The sequence below is a fragment of the Pseudomonas sp. NFX5 genome (genome assembly GCF_049132125.1).
Classification (GTDB): Bacteria; Pseudomonadota; Gammaproteobacteria; order Pseudomonadales; family Pseudomonadaceae; genus Aquipseudomonas; species Aquipseudomonas marginalis.
The window spans coordinates 294,550-314,999 of the sequence record NZ_JAFMZG010000028.1; the positions used below are offsets into that span (position 1 = coordinate 294,550).

Below are 20,450 nucleotides of genomic sequence, written 5' to 3' on the forward strand. Positions count from 1 at the left end.
CAAGCCATGATTAAACAACGCACCCTGAAGAATATTATTCGTGCCACAGGTGTAGGTCTGCACTCCGGGGAGAAGGTATACCTGACCCTCAAGCCTGCACCTGTCGACACCGGCATCGTGTTTGTGCGTGCCGACCTGGACCCTGTGGTGCAGATTCCTGCTCGCGCGGAAAATGTTGGCGAAACCACGATGTCGACCACGTTGGTCAACGGTGACGTCAAAGTGGACACGGTGGAGCACTTGCTCTCGGCCATGGCCGGTTTGGGCATCGATAACGCCTACGTCGAGCTCTCCGCGTCCGAAGTCCCGATCATGGATGGCAGCGCTGGACCCTTCGTATTCTTGATTCAATCTGCCGGCCTGGAAGAACAGGACGCAGCCAAGAAGTTCATACGCATTCTGCGGGAAGTGACAGTAGAAGACGGCGACAAGCGCGCCACCTTCGTCCCGTTCGAAGGCTTTAAAGTGAGCTTTGAGATCGATTTCGATCACCCGGTATTCCGTGACCGCACCCAGAGTGCAAGCGTGGATTTTTCCAGCACTTCGTTCGTAAAAGAAGTCAGCCGCGCCCGTACCTTTGGTTTCATGAGTGACATCGAGTACCTGCGCAAGCACAACCTCGCACTCGGCGGCAGCGTTGAAAACGCCATTGTGGTCGACGCGGATGGTGTACTGAACGAAGACGGCCTTCGCTATGAAGACGAATTCGTGAAGCACAAGATCCTCGATGCAATCGGTGACCTCTACCTGCTGGGCAATAGCCTGATAGGCGAGTTCAAAGGCTTCAAGTCGGGCCACGCCCTTAACAACCAGCTGCTGCGCAAGTTGATTGAGCAGACAGACGCTTGGGAAGTCGTGACCTTCGAAGATGCCAGCACCGCACCGATCTCTTACATGCGTCCCGTTGCGGCGGTGTAAGTAACAACTCTCTTTCTTTAGTTTTTAAAGGCTGCCTTCGGGTGGCCTTTTTTTATGTGCCTGTGACGCGCCTCCCTCGTTCCCATGCGCAGCGTGGTGGCGATCATCACCCCTCACTGGCATCCAATCCGATTGCGCCCCGTGTGCTTGGCCTCATACAACGCCCGGTCCGCACTGAGCAGCAAGCCCTCCAGGGACATCCGGCTGCGCTTGTCCCGGGTGCTCATGCCGATGCTCGCCGTGATCGGCTGCTCATCCCCCGCCACCCGCGGCAAATGTTCGATGCTGCTGCGGATATGCTCGGCGATGACCCACGCGCCCTTGGCGTCCGTATTGGGCAGCACCACCGCGAACTCCTCGCCGCCGTAACGCGCTGCGAGGTCGGCAGGGCGGCGGATATTGGCGCTGATAACCTGGGCCACCGTGCGCAGTGCTGCATCGCCACCATGATGGCCGTGGCGGTCGTTGAAGGCCTTGAAGTGGTCCACGTCGATCATCAGCACAGTCAGTGGTTCGAGCGAACGTTGCGCCCGGTCCCATTCAAGGCGCAGGCGTTCGTCGAGGATGCGGCGGTTGGCCAGGCCGGTCAGGGCGTCGGTGGCTGCCAGTTCTGACAGGACGCGCTCTGCGCGATAACGGCGGCGCAGTTCCCGGCGCAGCATCCAGGTCAGCCATAACAAGCCGATACACAGGATACCCGTGGCGCCACTGGTCAGCAGTGCGGCGCGCTTCCAGGGGGCGAATACATCTTCACTGGACAGGGCCACCACCACAATCAGCGGCAGCTCTCCGACATTGGTGAAGGTGTACAGGCGCTCCTTGCCGCTGATGGCAGAGATGGCCTGGAAGCTGCCACTGCCTTCGCGCAGCATGCGCTTGAAGTTGGGACGTTCGCTCAGGTCCTTGTCGATCATGTCGCGCTCCAGCAGCGGTTGCTGGGCGAGCAAAATGCCTCGGTTGCTCAGCAGGTTGACGCTGCTGCCGTTGCCGATGGTGAGCGTACTGAAAAGCTGATCGAAGTACGCCAGGCGCATGGTTGCGACGGCAACGCCGGCAAATTCACCATTGGGGCCTGATACGCGCCGACTGAACGCCATGCGCCAGACCTGGTCGCAATCGCAGTGGATCTTGAACGGTCGGCTGATGAACAAACCGGCCTGGGCGTCTTTGGCATGCACCTGGAAGTAATCGCGGCTGGCAAAGTTGCGCGGGGTGGGCTGCAGGGTGGAAGAGTCCGCGATCACCGCGCCGTCGGCGTCCAACAACAGCACTTCACCCTTGAAAGGTGCGGCAGTGGACAAGTCAAACTGCACCAGGTGCTGGATATTCGCCGTAACCTGGGACAGGTCTTCGCGTTGTTTGGCGGCAATCAACCCTTTGAGTGCCAGGTCGTAGAGCTCGACGTTCCGTAGCACGTCGGCGTTGATCAACTGGGCGATATTGGTGGTTGAGCGCGTAGCGGCCTGCAGGGTGCTGGCGTGTTCGCGGATCAGCAACGCGGCGACGATGACCACGATCAAGACAACAGTGATACCGCTGCCCAGAACCATTAACAGTTCTGGGCGTGCGGCCAGGGTACGGACACGGCGTTGACTCATCGGGCAGACTTCAGCGATGTGGATGCTGGCAGTTTAGTTCTACCCGATGAAAATTAAATACTCGGTTAAAAAGAAAGATCTGCGCGTTAGAACACGTTGATCGGGTAGTCGACGATCACTCGGTACTCATCCACATCCCGGTCCACCGCCGAGTAGCCATGACTGCCACGATTGGTTGCCCATTGCAGGCGCATCGCCAGATCCTTGGCCTTGCCGCCCTGCACCACATACTTCACATCGATATCCCGTTCCCAGTGTCTGGCGTCCTTGCCATCGGCGCTGTACCAGGCACTGTAGCCACGGCTTTGCGGGTCGACTTTGGTCAGGTCGGTCTTACCGCTGATGTAGGACACCGCCGAGGTCAGGCCAGGCATGCCGAGGCCCGCGAAGTCGTAGGCGTACTTGAGCTTCCATGAGCGCTCATTGGGGCCGTTGAAGTCCGAGTATTGCTGGGAGTTGTCCAGGTACACGCTGTCGCCCTGGCTGATGTAGTCGAACGGCGTGTTGCCGTTGACCCGCTGGTAGGCGGCGGTGACGCTGTGGTGGCCCACGCCGACGGTGAAGTGCAGGCTGTAGGTGTTGTTGTCGATATCCCCGAGCAGCGACTGGCCGGTGTCCTGGGTGTGGTAGTAGTGCAGGCCCGGGTTGAGGCTGACCAGGTCGTTCAGCGCGTAGGTGTAGTCCAGGTCGTAGTAGTACTGGTGCCACACGTCCTTGAGTTCGGAAGCGTACAGGTTGCTGGTCACTCCCGGGATGCCGCTGAACGACACGCCCGCCCAATTCATGTGCTGGCTGTCAGCGTTGCTGGGCAATGCGCCATAGCTGGTGCCGATGCGTCGGTGACCACTCTGGTTGTAGAGCTTGGTGAAGCTGGCCTGGCCGCCTTCGAGCATCCAGCCGTCGAAACTGTGGTTGCTCAGGCTCACGCCACGGAAAGTCTGCGGCAGCATGCGCGTCATGCCGCCGGCGATCACCGGGTTGTTGAGGAACAGGTCACCGGCCTTCAGCTCGGTGTCGAAGGCGCGCATCTTCAAGGTGCCCCCTGCGGTGGAGAACGCACCGGGCGCTTTGCCGCTGCCGTCAGCACTGCCGTAGGGAAGGATGCTGGAACCGTCGGTGCCGCCACCGCCGTCGAGCTTGAGGCCAAGCATGGCGTGGGCGTCCAGGCCGAAGCCGACAGTGCCCTGGGTGTAGCCGGATTCGAAGGTGCCAATAAAACCTTGGCCCCATTCCTTGCTGTCATCGGTGTGGAGGTCGCGACGGTCGCGGTTCATGTAGTAGTTGCGGGTGTTGATGTCGAGGTGCGAGCCTTCGACGAATCCGTCGGCGGGGGTGGTGTCTGCCGCGTGGGCAAGGGGAACGATCGTTGCTGCAATCGCGAGGAATAACGGGGTGAACGTCAGCGAGTTCTTCACCGGTGGAGCTCCTTTGGTCAATCGAAAACGGCCAGTGTCGTGGGGGTGTGCCTGGCCTTTTTTTACCGCAAAAAAAAGCCGCTGAAGTCAGCGGCTTTAAGACAGATTCCCAGTGTAGAGCCCTGGAAATAAGTCGAGGGAAATTCGGGTAAGCGGGTCAGCTGCCTTTGCCGTCGCGCTCATCGATGCGTCAAATTAACGCAGGCGAGCGCTGCGATACAGAGTGTAACAAGATAATGACTGTTGCCAAAACAGCAACAGTGATGCTGAGGGCCATGGGGGAGATGTCTAGACCGGCAGGGTAATGCCAAAGGTATTGCCGCTGACATCGCTGCGCACGAACACATCACCGCCGTGCATCAAGGCAATCGCCTTGACGATGGCCAGCCCCAAGCCGTGATTCGCCCCGCTGTTGCTGCGCGACGCGTCCACCCGATAGAAGCGTTCGAACAGCCGGGGCAGGTGTTCGCTGGCAATCACGTCACCAGGGTTGGTCACGCCGATTGCCACCTGATGCTCCAGCACGTCGATGTTCACATCGATCACCTGCCCCGGCGCGGTGTGCTGCACCGCATTGCTCAGCAGGTTGATCAGGGCGCGGCGCAGGTGGGCTTTTTCGATCTGCACCCGGGCGTCACCATGCACGCGTACCTGAACCTGGGCGTCTTCAAGGATGAAGTCCAGGTAGTCGAGAGTGGTCGCCACTTCATCGGCCAGGGAGCTTTCGCTCAGCTTGGTGGCCTTGCTGCCCTGGTCGGCGCTGGCGAGGAACAGCATGTCGTTGATGATCGAACGCAGGCGTTCCAATTCCTCGAGATTGGATTGCAGCACCTCGAAGTAGTGCTCGGCCGAGCGCCCGCGTGTCAGGGCAACCTGGGTCTGGCCGATCAGGTTGGTCAGCGGCGAGCGCAGTTCGTGGGCGACGTCGGCGTTGAACGACTCCAGGCGCGAGTAGGCCTGTTCCACGCGGTCCAGAGTGGCGTTGAACGAGTTGACGAACTGACTCAGCTCCGGCGGCAGCGGCGACAGTTGCAGGCGCCCGGAGAGCTTCGGTGGCGCCAGTTTCTGTGCTTCATCCGAGAGTTTGCCCAGCGGCTTGAGGCCAATGCGCGACACCCAGAACCCCAGCAGCGCCGCCAGCACCACGCCGACCAGCGCCAGGCTGACCAGCGCCACCAGCAGGTGGTGCTGGGTGGCGCGGAAGTTTTCGGTGTCGATGGCAATCATGAAGCGCAGCGGCGGGCGTTGGTCCTTGGCCGGGAACTGGCTCACCAGCACCTTGAACGGGTACTCGCGCCCCGGCAGGCGCAGATCCCGCTTGCCGGTCGGGCCCTCGGCGAAGGCGCGGATCTGCGCATCGGGGTTGCCATACTCGTAGGTCGGATCGCTGCTGACGACCCAGAAGCGGATGCGCTTGTCTTCCTCGCCGAGTAATTTGAGCTTGGCTTGAATCTTCACCCAATGGTCCGGCGTGCCGAAGCGGTTCACAGAGGATTCCAACACGCTGTAGCGCGCGTCCAGCTCCGCCCCTGGCAGCAAGCCCAGGCTGCGGTCCACCTGCTGATACAGCGCGCCGCCGATCAACAGGAATATCAGCGCCGCCACCAGGGTGAACATGCTGCTGAGACGCAGGGCAATGGAGTTAGCCGACACTGCGATTCTCCAGCACATAACCCATGCCGCGAATGGTGTGCAGCAGCTTGTGTTCGAACGGCCCGTCAAGCTTGGCGCGCAGGCGCTTGATGGCCACCTCGACCACGTTGGCGTCGCTGTCGAAATTGATGTCCCAGACCATTTCCGCAATCGAGGTCTTGGAGAGGATTTCGCCCTGGCGCCGCGCCAATACGCTGAGCAGCGAGAACTCCTTGGCGGTCAGGTCCAGGCGCACGCCATTGCGGCTGGCCTTGCGGCTGATCAGGTCGATCCACAGGTCGGCGACCGTGACCTGCACCGGTTCATGGCCGCCGCTGCGGCGGGTCAGGGCTTGCAGGCGCGCCACCAGTTCGAGGAAGGAAAACGGTTTGCCGAGGTAATCGTCGGCGCCTTCGCGCAGGCCGCGGATACGGTCTTCCACGCGCTCGCGGGCGGTGAGCATGATCACCGGCGTCTGTTTGCGCGCGCGTAATGCACGCAGCACGCCAAAGCCATCGAGGCCGGGCAGCATCACGTCGAGCACGATCACCGCGTAATCGTTCTCCAGCGCCAGGTGCAGGCCCTCGACACCCTCGCGCGCCACATCGACGGCGTAGCCTTGCTCCGTCAGGCCGCGGTGCAGGTAATCGGCGGTTTTTTCTTCATCTTCAACAATCAGTACGCGCATGAGCCTTTTGCTCCAGGACGGTGCCTTGGCCTCAATGTGTGGTTGCCAGCTCAGCCGCTGGTTTGGGCCGGTGGAAAAATTTCTCAAGGTACAAGTATATGACCGGTGTGGTGAACAGCGTCAGCGCCTGGCTCACCAGCAAGCCGCCGACTACCGCGATGCCCAGGGGCTGGCGCATTTCCGCGCCAGGGCCGGCGCCGAGCATCAGCGGTACCGCGCCCAGCAGGGCGGCGAGGGTGGTCATGATGATCGGCCGGAACCGCGTGATGCAGGCTTCATAGATCGCCTCCTCCGGCGGTAGCCCGCGCACCCGCTGGGCGTCCAGGGCAAAGTCGATCATCAGGATGCCGTTCTTCTTCACGATGCCGATCAGCAACACCAGGCCGATCAGCGCCATGATCGAAAAGTCCTGGCCCATCAGCGACAGCATGATAAGCGCGCCCAGCCCCGCCGAGGGCAAGGTGGAGATAATCGTCAGCGGGTGCACGAAGCTCTCATACAACACACCCAGAATGATGTAGACCGCCACCAGCGCCGCGAGGATCAGCCACGGCTGGCTGGCCAGCGAACTCTGGAACGCCTGGGCCGCGCCCTGGAAGTTGCCGATGATGGTGGTCGGCATGCCGATTTCATTCTTGGCCTGGTTGAGCATGATCACCGCGTCACCCAGCGCCACACCGGGTGCCAGGTTGAACGACAGGTTGGCGGCGGGGAACATGCCGTCATGGCTGATGGACAGAGGCCCCACGGTCGGTGGGTCGACCTTGGCCACTGCCGACAACGGCACCATCTCATTGGTCAGTGGCGAGCGCAGGTAGAAGTAGTTCAGGCTTTCGGCCTTGCCGCGCTGTTGGCTGTCCAGCTCCAGCACCACCTGGTACTGGTTGATCTCGGTCTGGAACTCGTTGATCTGGCGCTGGCCGAAGGCGTCGTAGAGCGCCTGGTCGACATCGGTGGCGGTCAGGCCAAAGCGCGCGGCGGCCTGGCGATCAATGCTGATATGGGTGATGCTGCCGCCCAGTTGCAGGTCGTTGGACAGGTCGCGAAACGCCGGGTTGGCGCGCAGTTTTTCGGTCAGGCGCTGGGTCCAGGTGTTGAGTGTCGGGCCGTCGTTGCTCTTGAGCACGTACTGGTACTGGGCACGGCTGGGGCCGGAGCTGAGGTTGATGTCCTGGCCCGCGCGCAGGTACAGCACGATGCCCGGCACTTTCGCGAGCTTGGGCCGGATGCGGTCGATGAACTGGCTGGCGGACACGTCGCGATCACCGCGGTCTTTCAAGGCGATCCAGAAGCGCCCGTTGGCGATGGTCTGGTTGCTGCCGGTCACCCCCACCGAATGGGAAAAAGCCTGCACCGCCGGGTCATCCTTGACGATCTCGGCCAGGGCCTTGTGCTTGGCGACCATGTCCGGGTACGACACATCCGCCGCCGCCTCACTGGTGCCGAGCACAAAACCGGTGTCCTGTACCGGAAAGAAGCCCTTGGGGATAAACACGTAGCCGGCCACGGCCAGGGCCAGGGTCACCACGAATAGCGCGGCCATGCTGCGCTGATGGGCCAGCGCGCGACGCAGGTTGCGCGCGTAGCCGGCCAGCAGGCGTTCGCTGAAGCCGGGTTTGTCGTGGGCCGGATGGGTCGGGGCGCGCATGAACAGCGCGGCCAATGTCGGTGCCAGGGTCAAGGAGACCACCACCGAAATCAGGATGGTCGAAGTGGCCGTCAGCGCGAACTCCTTGAACAACCGTCCGACCACACCGCCCATGAACAGCAGCGGAATAAACGCCGCCACCAGCGAGAAGCTGATGGACACCACGGTAAAGCCAATCTCGCCGGCGCCCTTGATCGCCGCTTCGCGCTTGTCGAGCCCCGCTTCGAGGTGGCGGTGAATGTTCTCCACCACCACGATGGCATCGTCGACCACAAAGCCCACGGCGATCACGATCGCCACCAGTGTGAGGTTGTTCAGGCTGAAGCCCATCAGGTACATCAGGGCAAAACTGGCGACCAGCGACACGCCGAGCACGCTGGACACAATCAGCGTCGCCGACAACTGGCGCAGGAACAGCGCCATCACCGCCACCACCAGCAGGATGGCGATCAGCAGGGTGACTTCCACTTCATGCAGGGACGCGCGGATGGTCTTGGTGCGGTCGGTCAATACGCTGACCTGCACCGAAGCCGGCAGCATGCCTTGTAGGCGCGGCAGTTCGGCCTGGATGCGGTCCACCGTCTCGACAATGTTGGCGCCGGGCTGGCGCGAGATCACCAGGTTGACCCCCGGAGTGTCGCCGGACCAGGCCTGCACGTAGGCGTTTTCCGAACCGTTGATGACTTTGGCGATATCGCGCAGTTGAACGGGGGCGCCATCCTTGTAGGACACGATCAGTCGGGCGTAGTCCTCCGGGTGAAACAGCTGGTCGTTGGTCGACAGGGTCGACACGCTGTTCTCGCCGTAGATCGCACCCTTGGCCAGGTTGAGGCTCGATTGCTGGATGGCCAGGCGGATATCGGCCAGGGTCAGGCCGATGGCCGCGAGTTTGTCGGGGGACGCCTGCACGCGGATCGCCGGGCGCTGCTGGCCGGTAATGTTGATCTGGCCGACGCCGTCGATCTGGCTGATCTGCCGCGCCAGCAGGGTTTCCACATAGTCGCTCAACTCGGTGCTGGGCATGCTGTCGGAGCTGACACTGAGGATCAGTACCGGGCTGTCCGCCGGGTTGACCTTCTTCCAGGTGGGCAGGCTCGGCATGTCGCTGGGCAGCTTGCCGGATGCGGTGTTGATCGCTGCCTGCACTTCCTGCGCGGCGGTGTCGATGCTCTTGTCGAGGGTGAATTGCAGGGTCAACATGCTTGAGCCCAAGGCACTGCTGGAGGTCATCTGGGTCATGCCGGGGATGGCGCTGAACTGCACTTCCAGCGGCGTCGCCACCGAGGAGGCCATGGTGTCCGGGCTGGCGCCAGGCAATTGTGCGGTGACCTGGATCGTCGGAAATTCCGCCTCCGGCAGTGGCGCGATGGCCAGGCGCGGAAAGGCAATGATCCCGAGCAGCACCAGGGCGAAGGTCAACAACAGGGTGGCGACCGGGTGGTCGACGCACCAGGCCGAGGGCGAACGGCTGCCGTTCATGGCTGCACCTTGGCATCGACGGTCTGGATCACCTGCGGGGGTTCCTTGAGCACCTCCACCTGGGCACCGGCCTTGAGCCGCGACTGGCCATCACTGACCAGTAGATCACCGGCCTGCACGCCCTTGATGATGTTGATATCGCTGTTTTGATAGGTGACTTGCACCGGCACCACGTCGACCTTGTCACCGTTGACCCGGTACACGAAGTGCGAATCCAGGCCGCGTTGCACCACGGTCGGCGGCACCACCAAGGCATTTTTGTCGAGGGCGGTCTGGATCTTGATGGTCACCAGTTGCCCCGGCCACAGGCGTTGCAAGGCGTTGTTGAACTCGGCCTTGGCGCGCAGGGTGCCGGTGGTGGAGCTGATCTGGTTGTCGATCAGGCTCAAGTGGCCTTCGCCGAGCAGGTCACCGGTCTGGCCGTCGGTGTCGGCACCCAGGTAGGCGTCGACGCTGGCCTTGGCAGGCGCGGCGATCAGGCCTTGCAGGGTCGGCAGCATCTGTTGCGGCAAAGAGAACTCAACGGCAATCGGGTCGATCTGGGTCACGGAGAACAGGCCCTGGGTATCGCTGGTGCGCAGGAAGTTGCCTTCATCCACATTGCGAATACCGACGCGGCCACTGACCGGTGAGCGAATCTGGGTGTAGGACAGCTGGACCTGGGCTGCATCGATGGCGGCCTGGTTACCTTGGACGGTGGCCTTGAGCTGGTTGACCAGGGCTTGTTGCTGGTCGTAGGTCTGCTTGGATACGCCGTCGTCGACGCTCAATTCCTTGTAGCGCTTGAGGTTGACCAGCGCCACCTGCAACTGCGCCTGGCTTTCGCCCAGTTGCGCCCTGGCCTGGTCGAGACTGGCGCGGATCGAGCGATCATCGATTCTGGCCAGTAGGTCACCGGCCTTGACCCACTGGCCTTCCTTGACCGGCAATTGGGTGAGAATGCCGTCGACCTGCGGGCGAATGACCACACTGTGCAGGGACAACACCGTACCGATGCCGCTGACAAAGCGTGGAATGTCCTGCTGCGCTACGCTCACCACCCGCACCGGGATCGCGGTGGGTGCTGCCAGTCTGGCCTTGGCTGGGCGGGTCAGCGCCCAGGCTGCAACCGCCACGACCACGAGGACACCCACGATCAGGGCAGTTTTTCGTTGAATGTGCATGGGTGAGGCGCCGGGGCAAAGGATGGGGAGAGTGAGCGGTCTTTATAGCCCTTCAACCCGGTCAGCACGGTGACGGCTAACTGACAGCGCTGTCAGCAAACTCCGACCATTCGTACCGGTGGTGGTTAAAGATCTGAAGCTCGCAGGTATACTGCGCGCCAGTGTGGCCCGCAAGCCGGCCCCGCATCATTTTTTGCACGCCCCGGAGCTTTCATGACTTCCCCGACACAACCCCCTGTTGAAGCGACCGACATCGTCGATCCGGCCAGCGCCGAAGGCGTTGAAAAAGCCGAGATCCCGGCGTTCAAGTTTCCGTTCAAGCCGGGTGAGCTGGCTGGGGCCAGGAATGCGGCCCAACCGTGGTACAAAAACGGCGCCAAGAACGGCCATACCAAGTCGCCAGGCATGGCACCGCCGGGTACTCGTCGTTCGATGGGTAAACGCTGAGATTAACAAGTCGCACATCGTGTCGATTATTGCCTACAGCCTCTGCTGAAATTTCTGATTGTAGGCCTACGACCGTTTCTTGAAAGCTTGCACAGCCTTTGCTCTGCCCCTGTGATTTCAGGGGGAAGCAGGGCGATGCTGGTCTTTCCGGAAAAGGACGTCTCCCTTGGCTCTGATACACATCTGTGTAGTGTTTGCCCTGTTGCTTGCGGTGGATGCCTCTGCGGCCGATGATCCACCGCAGCGTGAAATCCGTTTCGCCGTTGCTGCACAGTTCCCCCCGTTCCAGAGCCGCGACCCGCAAGGGCAGTTGGTCGGCTTGAATATCGAGTTGGGCAACGCCCTGTGCGTGCAGTTGAATGCACGCTGCATCTGGGTCGACCAGGTGCTTGCCGAAGATTTCATCTCCCTTGAAGCCAGGAAGTTCGACGCGATCATGGGGATAGCGCCGACGTCGCAACGACAACGCTGGGTGGGCTTCACCGATAACCTCTACCCCTTCACCACGCGCCTGGTGGCGCGCCGGATGTCCAACTTGCAGCCGCGGGTAAAGTCGCTCAAGGGCAAGCGTATCGGCGTGTTGCTGGGAAGTAGCCGTGAGGCGTTTGCCCGCTCGATGTGGGCGCCGAATGGCGTCATCGTCAAGAGTTTCTGGCTCAACAATGAATTGGTCAGCAGCCTTAAAACCGGCGAGATTGATGCGACCCTGCAAGGCACGGTAGAAATTCGTGAAGCCTTGCTCGACACCGAAGACGGCCACGATTTCGACTTCGTCGGCCCTGCCATTTCGTCCGAGCTTTTGGGCGATGGTGTGGCCATCGCGGTGCGCAAACCTGACACCGCATTGCGCAACGAACTCAACTGCGCCCTTGAACAACTGAAGCAGAGCGGCGAGTACCAGCGGATCATCCAGCCCTACCGCCTTGACGCCGTTCCTGCAGAGCACTGATCGGCGGCCTTCAAGGTCTACGCCGCCCGCAGCGAGATAAACGCATAGTTGGCCGGCACCTCGGTGGCAATCTGCGCGCCGGCATCCAGCAACTGTTCGGCGATATCCATCCCCGATACATGAAACACCCACTCATTGGCCACGGCCGGCCGGTCCACCGCCAGCTCAATCGCCTGGGCAAACGCGCCCATGTCCGGCAGGTACGCGGTAAACCCATCACCCTTGAGGGCCGTGGTGCGGATGCCCAGCAAGGCGCACACCGCCTCCTTGGTCTGCACATCGTCTCGGTCGGCCTGGCGCGAGCGTTGGATCAGTTCCACCAGCTCCGGGTCCATCAATTCACCCCCGACGATCAACGCCGGGCCCTGTTCCCAGGATTCCGGCGGGCAATCCTTGGCGGCGGGGTTGAGCGGGATATGGGGGTTGATCTCCATCGGGTAGATGCGGCACACCAACGGGCGGCGCTCGTAGATGCGGCATCGGTTGTCTGCGTCAAGATTCCGGCAGCGCCCGGCGTTGTAGGCGGCAAAGGTGATTGCCACAAACGCCTCGGTGTTGCCGCTGGGCACCACCACCGAACGGCGCTCGGCATGTTCGCGCTGCAGTTGAGGCAGGCCCAGGCCATTGCTCAGGAAACCCTCCACCAGAACGATGACGTTACCGCCGTCAGCCGCCCATTGGCGGGCTTCTTGCAGGGTCAGGGGGACGTGATGATCGCTGCAGCATTTGCCGCAACCGACGCAGGAAAAATGGGTGTTCATGGCGGATCTGTCACCAGGCTAGGTCAGAGGGCACGCAGGAACAGTGACGGGTTTTTACCTCTATCCACCGTTGTGCTGCTCTGGAAGCAAGTTATGCGCCAGCGCCTGTCAGTCGTCGGCGACCACATCCCGCAGCACAAAGACCATGCCCGCGCTTTCGTACAGTTGTCGGGCGCGCCGGTTGCTCTCCAGCACCTTGAGGTCGACATAGGGTTCGCCACGCTGCTTGAACACCTGGAAGCAGTGCAGCAACAACGCGCGGCCCAGGCCTTGGCCTTGAGCGCAAGGATGCACGGACAGGTTCTTGATAAACGCGCTGGTCCAGCACTGCGCCACGCCGAGAATGCCATCGCCATTGCTGGCCACCAGGCACAGCGTGGGGTCGAATTCGGCGTCGCTGACGAACAGATGCTGCCAGGCGTGCAGATGGGGAACGCGGCCACCCCCTTGCTCCTGGGTCATGCGCAGCACCGCATGGATCGCCGGGGCCAGCTCGTCGCGGTAGTGATCCAACTGTGTATGGGCCGGCCATTGCGGTGCAGGCAGGCTGCCGGTGAGGTCGCGGCGCAGCAGTTGGAAATACTCCGCCACCGGTTACAGCCCCTGTTGCGCCACGGTCTGGGCGGCGACCACCAGGCACTTGGTCAGTTCGGGCGAGGAGAACTTGGTCAGCACCGCGTTGGCACCGGCCAGGCGCGCCTTTTCGCTGTTCATCGCGCTGTCCAGGGAGGTATGCAGCAGTACGTAGAGATCCTGGAAGTCCGGGGTTTCACGCAGGGTACGGGTCAGGGCATAACCGTCCATTTCGGACATCTCGATGTCCGACACCACCACATTGATCTGCGCGGCGGTGCCTTGCAGTTCCAGCAGCACATCGATGGCCTCCTTGGCGCTGCGCGCGGTGTGGCAGGTCAGGCCGAGGTTGCGCAGGGTGTGCACCGACTGTTGCAAGGCGACCTGGCTGTCATCCACCACCAGGATCCGCGCATTGCCGAGCACTTCCGCCTCTTCCATGGTCAGGTCGGTAGGCGCCGCTTCAATCGGCGCCGGGGCGATGCCGTGGATGACTTTTTCGATGTCCAGCACCTGCACCAGGCCGCCTTCCACCTGGGTCACCCCGGTGATGAACGCACGGTTGCCGCCGGAGCCGTAGGGCGGTGGACGAATATCGGTGGTCAGGCAGTGCACGATCTTGCTCACGGCCTGCACATGCAGGCCCTGCTTGGAACGGCTCACGTCGGTGACGATCAGGCAGCCGCCGTTCGGGTCTTCCAGGGGCATTTCCCCCAGGGCGCGACTCAGGTCGATCACCGCCAACGAATTGCCACGCAGGGTGGCGATGCCTTTGACGTGGGGATGGGACTCCGGCAGCTTGGTCAGCGGCGGGCAAGGGATGATCTCGCTGACTTTCAGCAGGTTGATGGCCATCAGCTTGCCGCTGCGCAAGGTAAAGAGCAGAAGCGAGAGTGAGTCTGCGCGGGCTTTGGTGGTGGACATAAAAACCTTCTGTGGATCAGGGATGACGAACTTCTATTGAAGGTTATCGACTCGGGAGAGCCAGGCTTTAACCCGATTTTGTGTCGGGCTGGGCCCGTGTCAGCCCTTCCACACCTGCGGGTTCACCAGGTCCTGCGGGCGCTGGCCGAGCAGGGCGCTGCGCAGGTTGTCCAACGCGCGGTTGGCCATGGCTTCGCGGGTTTCATGGGTCGCCGAGCCGATGTGCGGCAGGGTCACCGCGTTGCTCAACTGGAACAGCGGCGACTCGGCCAACGGCTCCTGCTCATACACATCCAGGCCGGCACCGCGAATGGTGTGGTTTTGCAGGGCCTGGATCAACGCCGGTTCGTCCACCACCGGGCCACGGGAGATATTGATCAGGATCGCGCTGGACTTCATCAGCCCCAACTCGCGGGCGCTGATCAGGTGACGGGTCTTGTCGCTCAACGGCACCACCAGGCAGACGAAATCCGCCTCGGCCAGCAGTTGGTCCAGGCTGCGGAACTGCGCGCCCAGTTCCTGTTCCAGCGCGGCCTTGCGGCTGTTGCCGCTGTACAGGATCGGCATATTGAAGCCCAGGCGCCCACGCCGGGCCACGGCCGCGCCGATATTGCCCATGCCAACGATACCGAGGGTCTTGCCATGCACGTCACAGCCAAACAGCGGCGCGCCGACGCTGGCTTTCCACTGGCCAGCCTTGGTCCAGGCGTCCAGCTCGGCCACTCGGCGCGCGCTGCTCATCAGCAGGGCGAAGGCCAGGTCGGCGGTGCTTTCGGTCAGTACGTCCGGGGTGTTGGTGAGCATGATCCCGCGCTCGTTGAAGTACGGCACATCGTAGTTGTCGTAGCCCACCGACACGCTGGACACCACCTCCAGCTTGCTCGCGCCTTCGAGCTGCGCGCGGCCCAGCTTGCGACCCACGCCGATCAAACCGTGGGCGTGGGGCAGGGCTTCATTGAATTGAGTGTTGATATCGCCCAGCTTGGGGTTGGGCGCAATCACGTCGAAATCCTGTTGCAGGCGTTCGATCATTTGCGGGGTGACACGGCTGAAGGCGAGGACGGTCTTTTTCATTGCAGGCGGGCTCATCGACTACGGAAGAATGCCAAGCACGCTAACATTCCTGCCGGCAATTGTCAGGACACCGCCCCTCCCACATTTAAAGACTTGTATCGCCTGGTAGAAATCAGTTCGCCAGCCGTGCACCGCTGAGGCTGCCGCTCAACTCATACGCCACCAGCTCCGCCTGGTGCGCCGCCAGGATCTCCGGCAACGAGCCGCGCAGGTATTCCACCCAGGTCTTGATCTTCGCATCCAGGTACTGGCGCGACGGGTAGATGGCGTACAGGTTCAACTCCTGGGAACGATAGGTGGGCATGACCCGCACCAATGTGCCGTTGCGCAGGCCTTCGATGGCCGCATACACCGGCAACAGGCCGACGCCCATGCCGCTGGTGATCGCGGTTTTCATCGCGTCGGCGGAGTTGACCAGGAACGGCGACGTATTGATCGCCACGCTTTCCTGGCCTTCGGGGCCGTTGAAGGTCCACTTGTCCAACTGGATCACCGGGCTGACCAGGCGCAGGCAGGCGTGGTTGAGCAAATCCTGGGGCCGTTGCGCGCAGCCCTTGGCCTTGACGTAGTCCGGCGAGGCGCAGGCGATGCTGTAGGTGATGCCCAGGCGCTGGGAGACGAAGCCCGAGTCCGGCAGCTCGCTGGCCAGCACGATGGATACGTCGTAGCCCTCGTCCAACAGGTCCGGCACGCGGTTGGCCAGGGTCAGGTCGAAGGTCACGTCCGGGTGGGTGCGGCGGTAGCGGGCGATCGCGTCGATGACGAAGTGCTGGCCGATGCCGGTCATGGTGTGCACTTTCAGCTGTCCGGCGGGGCGGGCGTGGGCGTCGCTGGCTTCGGCCTCGGCTTCTTCGACGTAGGCCAGGATCTGCTCGCAACGCAGCAGGTAGCGTTTACCAGCCTCGGTGAGGGCAATGCGGCGGGTGGTGCGGTTGAGCAAGCGGGTTTGCAGGTGGGCCTCAAGATTGGAGACCGCGCGCGAGACGTTGGCGGTGGTTGTATCCAGTTGCGCGGCGGCGGCGGTGAAGCTGCCGGCTTCGGCCACGCAACTGAAGGCGCGCATGTTTTGCAAAGTGTCCATGGAGAGTTCTCAGGGGAGATGCCAAATTGTGACAGAAAGTTACGCCGTCCAGTGATCCCTACCAACGGATTATCGCTTGAACGGTAACAAAGATTCACAGGAATGCCAGCTTATCGCCCTCCATGGCGCCGCCTAGAATTGCGCCACCTCTCCCCGCAATACCACCTCAGGAATTCGTTCGCCGTGCCGCGTCGCATCAGCAGAGAGCTGAAGACTCTCATTAACCGAGCGCTGAAGGCTCTCAGTGTTTGCGCTTTATCGTTAGCAATCAGCGGCTGCATCGGAACCGGAGGAATCGCCCCCCAAGGCCAGCCCCTAAACGCCACTACCCTGGCCACCGACGAAGCGATCCGCAGCGCCGCCCAGGACGCCCATTGGCCCACCGCACAATGGTGGCAGGCCTACGGCGACCCCCAGCTCAACCGCTGGGTCGAACTCGCCACCCAAAACAGCCCGAGCATGGCCATGGCGGCCGCGCGGGTGCGGGAAGCGCGGGCCATGGCCGGGGTTGCCGAGTCGGCCGAGTCACTGCAGATCAACGCTGATACCACCCTCAAACGCCACAATTGGCCCAAGGATCAGTTCTACGGCCCGGGGGAATTGAGCGGTGCCAACACCTGGGACAACAATGCGTCCCTGGGGTTGAGCTACGCCCTCGACCTGTGGGGTCGCGAAAGCAACGCCACCGAGCGTGCCGTCGACCTGGCCCACATGAGCGCCGCCGAAGCCCGCCAGGCCCAGCTTGAACTGCAGAACAACGTGGTGCGCGCCTATATCCAGCTGTCGTTGCATTACGCCAACCGCGATATCGTCGTGGCGACCCTGGCCCAGCAACAGCAGATCCTCGACTTGGCCAACAAACGCCTGGACGCCGGGATCGGCACCCATTTCGACGTGAGCCAGGCCGAAACGCCGCTGCCGGAAACCCATCGCCAGTTGGATGCCCTGGACGAGGAAATCGCCCTGAGTCGCAACCAGTTGGCGGCGCTCGCCGGTAAAGGCCCGGGGGAGGGGGCCACGTTACAGCGTCCGACGCTGTCCCTTGCCGCACCACTGAAACTGCCCTCGAGCCTGCCCGCGCAATTGCTCGGCCAGCGCCCGGATGTGGTTGCCAGCCGTTGGCAGGTCGCGGCGCAAGCCCGTGGCATCGATGTTGCCCACGCCGGTTTCTACCCCAACGTCGACCTGGTCGGCAGCCTCGGCTACATGGCCACCGGCGGCGGCATGCTGGCGTTTCTCGCCGGCAAGAAATTCAACTACAACGTCGGCCCGGCCATCACCTTGCCGATCTTTGACGGCGGCCGCCTGCGTGCCGAGCTGGGGGAAGCCAGCGCCGGCTATGACATCGCCGTGGCGCGCTACAACCAGACCCTGGTCAATGCGCTCAAGGGCATCAGCGACCAGTTGATCCGCCGCGAGTCCATGGACAAGCAAGCCTCATTTGCGGCGCAGTCGGTGGCCTCGGCGCAGAAGACCTACGATATCGCGATGATCGCCTACCAGCGCGGCCTCACCGATTACCTCAATGTGCTCAACGCCCAGACCCTGCTGTTTCGCCAGCAACAGGTCGAGCAGCAGGTCCAGGCCGCGCGGCTTGGCGCCCATGCCGAACTGGTGACCGCACTGGGTGGCGGCCTCGACGCCGGCAAAGACGTACCGCAGGACGCCAGGACCCTCCCGAGCAAGACCCCGGCGGCGCTTGCCGTGTTTGATCACTGAGTAGGATTTGATGACTCCCTTGCCTGCACCGCTGCGCTGGCTGCATTCCCTTGAGTGGCGCCGTGGTTTTTTCGACTGGGCACGCAGCGACGGCGTGACCTGGGTGTACATCTTCAAGGTGCTGATCGCCGCGTTCCTCACGCTGTGGCTGGCCATGCGCCTGGAACTGCCGCAACCACGTACCGCGATGATCACCGTATTTATCGTGATGCAACCCCAGAGCGGCCAGGTGTTCGCCAAGAGCTTCTATCGCTTCCTCGGCACCCTGGCGGGGTCGGCGGTGATGGTGGTGTTGATCGCGTTATTTGCGCAGAACACCGAGTTGTTCCTCGGGGCGCTGGCGATCTGGGTCGGCATTTGCACCGCTGGCGCGACACGCAACCGTAACTTTCGCGCCTACGGGTTTGTACTCGCGGGTTATACGGCGGCGATGGTCGGCCTGCCGGCCCTGGCCCATCCGGACGGCGCCTTTATGGCGGCGGTGTGGCGGGTGCTGGAAATCTCCCTGGGGATCCTGTGTTCCACCCTGGTCAGCACGGCGATCCTGCCGCAGACCTCCAGCGCCGCGATGCGCAACGCGCTCTATCAGCGCTTTGGCGTGTTCGCGCTGTTCGTCACCGACGGCCTGCGCGGGCGTAGCCAGCGCGAAGGGTTCGAGGCCAGCAATGTGCGCTTTATCGCCGAGGCCGTGGGCCTGGAAGGTCTGCGCAGCCTCACGGTGTTCGAAGACCCGCATATGCGCCGGCGCAACGGTCGGCTCAGCCGCCTCAACAGCGAGTTCATGAGCATCACCACCCGCTTCAATGCCTTGCACCAGTTGCTCGAACGCCTGCGCACGGACGCCGCGGATCACGTGGTGGCGGCGATCAAGCCGGGCCTGCAGGACCTCGCCGAAGTCCTCGACGGCTTCTCCGGCCGCGCCCTCACCAGCCCCGACGCCGCGCGCCTGGTCAACCAGCTCAGCGCCTACAAGGACAGCCTGCCCGCCAAAGTCCGCAGCCTGCGTGCGACCTTCCAGGAGGGCAACCCGAGTGAGGCCGAACAGCTGGATTTTCACACCGCTTATGAACTGCTCTACCGCTTCGTCGATGACCTGCACAACTACGCGCAAACCCATGCGTCCCTGGCCGATCACAGCCATGCACGGGAGCAATGGGACGAAGCCTTCAGCCCCAAGACCAACTGGCTGGCCTGTGCCGCCTCGGGGATTCGCGCGTCGTTCATCCTGATTGTGCTGGGCAGTTACTGGGTGGCCACGGCCTGGCCCAGCGGCGCCACCATGACCCTGATCGCCGCTGCCACCGTCGGCCTGTCCGCCGCCACGCCCAATCCCAAGCGCATGGCGTTCCAGATGGCCTGCGGCACCTTGATCGGCGCGTTGGTGGGCTTTGTGGAAATGTTCTTCGTGTTCCCGTGGATCGACGGCTTCCCGCTGCTATGCGTGATGCTCGCCCCGGTGATCATCCTCGGCGCGTTCCTCGCCTCACGCCCGCAATACGCCGGTGTGGGCGTGGGCCTGCTGATTTTCTTCAGCACCGGTTCGGTGCCGGACAACCTCACGGTCTACAACCCCTACACCTTTATCAACGACTACATCGCCATGATCATTGGCATGCTGGTGTGCGCGGCGGCAGGGGCGATCATCCTGCCGCCCAACAGCCGCTGGCTGTGGCGCCGCCTGGAGCAGGACCTGCGCGAGCAGGTGGTGTATGCCATCAGCGGCAAGCTCAAGGGGCTGGCATCGAGTTTCGAAAGTCGCACCCGAGACCTGCTGCACCAGGCCTATGGCCTCGCTGTCGGCCAGCCGCAAGTGCAACGCGACCTGCTGCGCTGGATGTTCGTGGTGCTGGAAGTCGGCCACGCGATCATCGAGTTGCGCAAGGAACAGGCGATCCTGCCGGTACACCCGGCCTATGCCGAGTCCCAGCCGTGGCGCCAGGCGATCCGGGTCATGGGCCGCTCGTTGGTGCGCCTGTTCCTGCAACCCAGCGCCAGCAACCTGGAGCGTGGCCTGATCGCCGTCGACCACGCGATCAGCCGCGTGCAGGCCACCGACGAACCCTTCGCCCCGCACTTCGATACCTCGGCCCTGCGCCGGGTGAAAAGCTACCTGCACTTTATCCGCACCTCGTTGCTGGACCCGCAATCACCGCTGGCGGCCCTCAAAGGAACCCCGAATGCCTCGTGAAATCGCATTCCACGGCATCTATATGCCGACCATGACCCTGATGTTCCTGATCGCGGCCGCGTTGGCCTGGGCCCTGGACCGCTTCCTGGCCGGCTTCGACCTGTACCGGTTTTTCTGGCACCCGGCGCTGCTGCGCCTGAGCCTGTTCGTTTGCCTGTTCGGCGCCCTGGCGCTGACCGTCTACCGTTGAGAA

The 20,450-nt window shown here is 62.6% G+C and carries 17 protein-coding genes; 6 read left to right on the plus strand and 11 right to left on the minus strand.

From position 1 onward, the window contains the following. Positions 1 to 6 precede the first annotated feature (6 nt). Positions 7 to 918, plus strand: coding sequence for a UDP-3-O-acyl-N-acetylglucosamine deacetylase (gene lpxC / locus J1N02_RS18485; RefSeq protein WP_003171886.1), 912 nt, complete (start codon positions 7 to 9; stop codon positions 916 to 918). A gap of 113 nt (positions 919 to 1,031) precedes the next feature. Here the strand turns inward: lpxC and J1N02_RS18490 are convergent, their stop codons facing one another. The 6 genes from J1N02_RS18490 to J1N02_RS18515 form a co-directional block, all read right to left on the minus strand. After that, positions 1,032 to 2,516 carry a sensor domain-containing diguanylate cyclase gene (locus J1N02_RS18490; RefSeq protein ID WP_421147553.1) on the minus strand — a complete coding sequence of 495 codons (1,485 nt, stop codon included), beginning with the start codon at positions 2,514 to 2,516 and terminating at the stop codon, positions 1,032 to 1,034. A gap of 86 nt (positions 2,517 to 2,602) precedes the next feature. Further along, the gene (locus J1N02_RS18495; protein WP_027604755.1) at positions 2,603 to 3,931 is read right to left on the minus strand and encodes an OprD family porin; all 1,329 of its coding nucleotides are present in this window, start codon (positions 3,929 to 3,931) and stop codon (positions 2,603 to 2,605) included. A 288-nt stretch (positions 3,932 to 4,219) separates the two neighbouring features. Continuing rightward, positions 4,220 to 5,584, minus strand: coding sequence for a heavy metal sensor histidine kinase (locus tag J1N02_RS18500; protein ID WP_027604754.1), 1,365 nt, complete (start codon positions 5,582 to 5,584; stop codon positions 4,220 to 4,222). Further along, a complete protein-coding gene (locus J1N02_RS18505) occupies positions 5,574 to 6,251 on the minus strand; it encodes a heavy metal response regulator transcription factor (protein ID WP_027604753.1) in 678 nt (225 codons plus the stop codon). The genes J1N02_RS18500 and J1N02_RS18505 overlap by 11 nt, the downstream gene beginning before the upstream one ends. Before the next feature lie 31 nt (positions 6,252 to 6,282). Then, entirely contained in the window at positions 6,283 to 9,378 is a 3,096-nt protein-coding gene (locus J1N02_RS18510) for a multidrug efflux RND transporter permease subunit (RefSeq protein ID WP_421147554.1), read from the minus strand. Further along, the gene (locus J1N02_RS18515; RefSeq protein WP_098480357.1) at positions 9,375 to 10,541 is read right to left on the minus strand and encodes an efflux RND transporter periplasmic adaptor subunit; all 1,167 of its coding nucleotides are present in this window, start codon (positions 10,539 to 10,541) and stop codon (positions 9,375 to 9,377) included. Before J1N02_RS18515 ends, J1N02_RS18510 begins: the two co-directional genes overlap by 4 nt. A 213-nt stretch (positions 10,542 to 10,754) precedes the next feature. Here J1N02_RS18515 and J1N02_RS18520 point away from each other — a divergent pair, with 213 nt between their 5' ends. Together J1N02_RS18520 and J1N02_RS18525 are read left to right on the plus strand one after the other, a co-directional pair. Next, positions 10,755 to 10,988, plus strand: coding sequence for a hypothetical protein (locus tag J1N02_RS18520; RefSeq protein WP_027604750.1), 234 nt, complete (start codon positions 10,755 to 10,757; stop codon positions 10,986 to 10,988). Between the two features lie 166 nt (positions 10,989 to 11,154). Beyond that, entirely contained in the window at positions 11,155 to 11,937 is a 783-nt protein-coding gene (locus tag J1N02_RS18525) for a transporter substrate-binding domain-containing protein (protein WP_421147555.1), read from the plus strand. A gap of 17 nt (positions 11,938 to 11,954) precedes the next feature. Here J1N02_RS18525 and J1N02_RS18530 read toward each other — a convergent pair whose 3' ends face one another. The 5 genes from J1N02_RS18530 to J1N02_RS18550 form a co-directional block, all read right to left on the minus strand. Further along, positions 11,955 to 12,698 (minus strand): YkgJ family cysteine cluster protein, encoded by a 744-nt coding sequence (locus tag J1N02_RS18530; protein ID WP_027604748.1) that lies wholly within the window; start codon positions 12,696 to 12,698, stop codon positions 11,955 to 11,957. Between the two features lie 108 nt (positions 12,699 to 12,806). Continuing rightward, positions 12,807 to 13,289, minus strand: coding sequence for a GNAT family N-acetyltransferase (locus J1N02_RS18535; protein WP_065938570.1), 483 nt, complete (start codon positions 13,287 to 13,289; stop codon positions 12,807 to 12,809). A gap of 3 nt (positions 13,290 to 13,292) precedes the next feature. Continuing rightward, positions 13,293 to 14,195 (minus strand): chemotaxis protein CheV, encoded by a 903-nt coding sequence (locus J1N02_RS18540; protein ID WP_027604746.1) that lies wholly within the window; start codon positions 14,193 to 14,195, stop codon positions 13,293 to 13,295. 99 nt (positions 14,196 to 14,294) lie between these two features. Next, on the minus strand, positions 14,295 to 15,269 hold the full coding sequence (locus J1N02_RS18545) for a 2-hydroxyacid dehydrogenase (RefSeq protein ID WP_098480355.1): 975 nt from the start codon (positions 15,267 to 15,269) through the stop codon (positions 14,295 to 14,297). A 112-nt stretch (positions 15,270 to 15,381) separates the two neighbouring features. Beyond that, a complete protein-coding gene (locus J1N02_RS18550; protein ID WP_027604744.1) occupies positions 15,382 to 16,350 on the minus strand; it encodes a LysR family transcriptional regulator in 969 nt (322 codons plus the stop codon). 183 nt (positions 16,351 to 16,533) lie between these two features. Here J1N02_RS18550 and J1N02_RS18555 point away from each other — a divergent pair, with 183 nt between their 5' ends. The 3 genes from J1N02_RS18555 to J1N02_RS18565 are packed head-to-tail and all read left to right on the plus strand — an operon-like array spanning position 16,534 to position 20,447. Then, positions 16,534 to 18,069 (plus strand): efflux transporter outer membrane subunit, encoded by a 1,536-nt coding sequence (locus J1N02_RS18555; protein WP_421147556.1) that lies wholly within the window; start codon positions 16,534 to 16,536, stop codon positions 18,067 to 18,069. 10 nt (positions 18,070 to 18,079) lie between these two features. Next, on the plus strand, positions 18,080 to 20,257 hold the full coding sequence (locus tag J1N02_RS18560; protein ID WP_421147557.1) for an FUSC family protein: 2,178 nt from the start codon (positions 18,080 to 18,082) through the stop codon (positions 20,255 to 20,257). Continuing rightward, on the plus strand, positions 20,247 to 20,447 hold the full coding sequence (locus J1N02_RS18565; RefSeq protein WP_027604741.1) for a DUF1656 domain-containing protein: 201 nt from the start codon (positions 20,247 to 20,249) through the stop codon (positions 20,445 to 20,447). Before J1N02_RS18560 ends, J1N02_RS18565 begins: the two co-directional genes overlap by 11 nt. The last annotated feature ends 3 nt before the right edge of the window (positions 20,448 to 20,450 follow it).